We start from the raw sequence: 3904 nt of genomic DNA, 5'->3' as shown, positions 1-3904 counted from the left end.
CGCGGCCGCCCCCCCCCCCCGCCCCCCCCCCCCCCCCCCCCGGCCCCCCCCCCCGCGGGGGTCGATACTCGTCCGATCAGTGCTTGTCCGATCAGTGCTCGTCCGGTCAGGGCGAGTCGGCTCGACCGTCGGCCCGCGCCGGCGTCAGAAGCGACGCGAGGTCGAGTCGCTCATCGTGTCGGTCCCGGCGCGGTGGCCGGCGGTGACGTCGTCCCGCAGGCCGTCGGAAAGCCGGTCGTCGGCCGGGTAGCGGGTGGTAGTGGTGGTCACGCGGGTCGCCGACGCACCGGTCTGGTCCACGCCGCCCGCGGTCGGCTGACCGCCACTGGGCTGGCTGAACAGGCGGCGCGCGGCGATGGTGATGCCGGCACCGGCGCCGGCCAGCAGCAGCAGGCCGAGGCCACGGCGGCGGCGCCGCTGCGCCGAGGCCACCCGGTGCTGGGCCCGGGCCAGGTGCTGATCGAGCAGCCGCTGGGCTCGGTCGGCCTGCGCCACCGCCTTGCGCTCGTCCTTCAGCGCCCGGCGGGAATGGCTGTGCCGCATGGCTCGCTCGCTCGCCTCGAAGGCACGACGGGCCGAGTCGTCGGCGTCGTCGTGGGCCTTCTCGATCCGCTTGGTGTGCCGCTTGGGCAGGCCCTGGCCGCCGATGAGTTCCTCCCGCGACCTGAGGTCCGGCCGCTCCCACCGCTGCGCCGGCCCGCGGCCAGCCTGGTCGTCCCAGCCGGCCAGCTGGTCGTGGCCGCGCTGACCGCGCCGGCGGCCACGGCCGCGCTGCTCCCGGGCCTGCGGGCCCAGCTGCCCGCCGTGCTGCTCCCAGTCGCGGCCAGGCCGGTCGTCGCCCAGCCGGAGGTCGCCTCGGGCCGGCCCACGCAGGCCCAGCGCGCCGCCCTGGCCTTGGTCGCCCTCGTCGCCGCGGCTCAGCCGGGCGGTCAGGCCGTGGTTGCCGTTGCCGTTGCGGCGCGCCTCGTCCCAGCCGTAGCCGGCGTCGTCGCGCTGGCCCCACCGCTGCTGGCGGGCGGGCTCGTCCCAGCCGCCCCGGCTCCTGGGCTGGTCCCACGACCGCCCGCCGCGCTGCTCCCGCGAGGCCTGGCCCGCGTCGTCCCACTGCCGGCCCGGCCCGCGACCAGCCAGCCGGTCGCCCTGACGGCCCGACCAGCTCTGGTCGTCAGCGTGCTCGGTCATCCGGCCGGAGATGTCCGACGCCCGCCCGGCGAGCGCGCTGCCGGCCGACTGGCCCGCCCGTGCCGCCAGGCCGGCGGCGCCGGCCATCGCGGTGCCGGCCCGGCCGGCCGCGCCCCAGGCGGCCTGCTGGAAGCCGGGGCCGTCTAGGTGCCGGGTCTGCTGGCCGATCTGGCCGCGAAGGGCGGAGATCGGCCCGCCGTCCCGGTCATGGCCGTGCTGGTCGCCCGCGCCGCCGCGCAGCAGGCCACCGAGGCCGCCGCGCCGAGCGCTCTGAACCGGCGCATCGGTGACGCGCGAGAGCCGGTCCCGCATATTGCTGGTACCCATCGGTCTCCCTCTTCTGCTGCCGCATGCCAACAGGCGGCGGAGGCTCTGGACGCCCCGCCCGATGTACGCCGCGACGCGCTTGCCCGTCGACGGCCGTCATCGGATCTCCCCCGACGTCGGATGTTCGGGAGCCCCCGCTCTCGCCCGGAACCCGCCTGCCGCCGGACATCAATAATCACTCTGTGTAGTGCTGACAGCACTCTCCCGCCTCGGGCGGCTCCTGTCGCGCGCACAGGGCGGAGTGCCTCGTTCGCCCCACCGCGTCGGCCCGACCGGCTCGACGGGGGCCTGGCGCCGGTTGGACGCGTGTGGTCCAGGGCCACCGAGCGCTGCTCCGTGTTCGGCTGGCGCGTCGGCGTGACCGGCCGGCACATACGATCGTCAGCAGGTCGGCCCCGGAGGGCGCGGCGGACGCGGATCGACGGCGGAACCCCGCACGGCGCGCGGACGTCCTCCTGATGGGGTTCGGTGGGCCGGTGACGCGAATCCTGCGCGGGTCAGGCGACCCGCGACACGAAGAGAAGAGAGGCACATGGCCGAGGAGCTGTACGCGACGCTGCGGACGACTCAGGGCGACATCGAGGTCCGGCTGTTCCCGGACCATGCCCCCAAGACGGTTCGCAACTTCGTCGGTCTCGCGACTGGCGACCAGGAGTGGACCGACCCGAGCACCGGTGCCAAGAAGACCGGCACCCCGCTCTACAGCGGCACGATCTTTCACCGGGTCATCCCGGGTTTCATGATCCAGGGCGGCGACCCGCTGGGCAGCGGCCGCGGCGGCCCGGGCTACAAGTTCGCCGACGAGTTCCACCCGGACCTGACGTTCAGCAAGCCCTACCTGCTGGCCATGGCGAACGCCGGGCCGGGCACGAACGGCTCGCAGTTCTTCATCACGGTCGGGGCGACCGACTGGCTCAACCGCAAGCACACGATCTTCGGTGAGGTCACTCGCGGTACCGAGATCGTCGACGCGATCGCCAAGGCCCCGACCGCCGCGCAGGACCGCCCGAAGACCGACGTGGTGATCCAGGAAATCGCCATCGAGACCCGCCCGGCTTAAGGGGACGGATGCGCAGGTTGGGGGGCCGGATGGCCCGCGGGGGGTGGCGGCGGTGAGCGTCGAGGAGCCGGGCGGAGCGGCCTCCGGTTCGAGCGAGGCCGAGCCGGCGTCCACTGCCGCGCCCTCGCCCTGGGAACGCCCAACCGGCGCGGGCACGCCACCCACGATGCCGAAGCAGAGCGAGCCGGGCGACAGCGCGCCTGGACCGGGTCACCAGCAGGTCTGGGGAGCCCCCCAGCAGGGAGGCTCCTCGGGCCTATGGGCCCGCGACGCATCCGGGATGCCCGTCTGGGAGGAAGCGGACGAGCCGTCCGGCCGATCGACGCCCGGCTCCGGTCACCCCGCGCCCGGCGTCCCGGCGGGCGGGCAGTCGGGCCAGTCGAACCGGTGCTACCGGCACCCGGACCGTGACGCGTTCGTCTCCTGCCAGCGCTGCGGCCGGCCGATCTGCCCGGACTGCATGCGGCCGGCCGCCGTCGGCTTCCACTGCCCGGAGGAGGCGGCGGCGGCCCGGACGCCGGCGTCGCCGACCCAGTTCGGCGGCCGGGCCGACCGGGACTCCTCGGGCCTGATCACGAAGATCCTGATCGGGATCTGCCTGGTCGCCTATGTGCTCGAGGGCGTGCCCGGGCTGACCGGCACCTCGCACGTCAACCAGTTCACGCTCGACTACTCGCTGATCGGCGTGGACATCGCCCAGAAGCACGAGTATTGGCGACTGGTCACGGCCGCGTTCCTGCACGGCAGCGTGCTGCACATCGCGTTCAACATGTACGCGCTGTTCCTGCTCGGGACACAGCTGGAGGCGATCCTCGGCCGAGTGCGCTACCTGGCGCTGTTCTTCGCCTGCGCGATCGGCGGTAACACCCTCAGCTACGTGATCCACGACGAGAAGGCCTTCTCCTACGGGGCCTCGACCGCGATCTTCGGCTTCTTCGCCGCGTACTACCTGATCGCGCGTCGCCTGCGGGTGAACACAAACCAGATCCTGATCGTCGTCGGGATCAACCTGTTGATCACGTTCAGCATCTCGGGCATCGACAAGTGGGGCCACATCGGCGGCCTGGCGACGGGCGTCGTGCTGGGCCTGCTCTACGCCTACGTGCCGGCGCGGCGGGTCGCCATCCAGGCGCTCGGCACCGCCGCCGTCCTCGCGATCCTCATCGTCGCCGCGGTCCTGAACACCCAGAGCCTGACGGCGCTGCACACGTTCTGACGCCCGCCCGGCGCCAGTCCCGCGCGGGACGCAGGCGCCGGCCGCGGGGCCCGGGCCCCCCCCGGGGCGGGGCCCCCCCCCGGGGGGCGGGGGCCCCCCCCCGGGGGGGGGCCCCCGGG

General features: G+C 74.5%; 3 protein-coding genes. 2 read left to right on the top strand and 1 reads right to left on the bottom strand.

Annotated elements, in window-relative coordinates:
- Window positions 1-144 precede the first annotated feature (144 nt).
- Window positions 145-1509, bottom strand: coding sequence for a hypothetical protein (locus tag I6A60_RS18520; RefSeq protein WP_203019548.1), 1365 nt, complete (start codon window positions 1507-1509; stop codon window positions 145-147).
- 532 nt (window positions 1510-2041) lie between these two features.
- Between I6A60_RS18520 and I6A60_RS18515 the strand changes: the two genes are divergently transcribed.
- Window positions 2042-2569: a peptidylprolyl isomerase gene (locus tag I6A60_RS18515; protein ID WP_203019550.1), complete on the top strand. Its 528-nt coding sequence runs from the start codon at window positions 2042-2044 to the stop codon at window positions 2567-2569.
- Window positions 2570-2621: 52 nt separating this feature from the next.
- Window positions 2622-3785 (top strand): rhomboid family intramembrane serine protease, encoded by a 1164-nt coding sequence (locus I6A60_RS18510; RefSeq protein WP_203019555.1) that lies wholly within the window; start codon window positions 2622-2624, stop codon window positions 3783-3785.
- Window positions 3786-3904: the final 119 nt, after the last annotated feature.

It is taken from the genome of Frankia sp. AgB1.9 (assembly GCF_016786355.1).
In the GTDB taxonomy this organism is placed as follows: domain Bacteria; phylum Actinomycetota; class Actinomycetes; order Frankiales; family Frankiaceae; genus Pseudofrankia.
This window is presented reverse-complemented; position numbering and strand designations above follow the sequence as displayed.

Coding starts and splice junctions, on each gene's coding strand:
- I6A60_RS18520 (WP_203019548.1), bottom strand. CDS start 1,509: ATGGGTACCAGCAATATGCGGGACCGGCTCTCGCGCGTCACCGATGCG.
- I6A60_RS18515 (WP_203019550.1), top strand. CDS start 2,042: ATGGCCGAGGAGCTGTACGCGACGCTGCGGACGACTCAGGGCGACATC.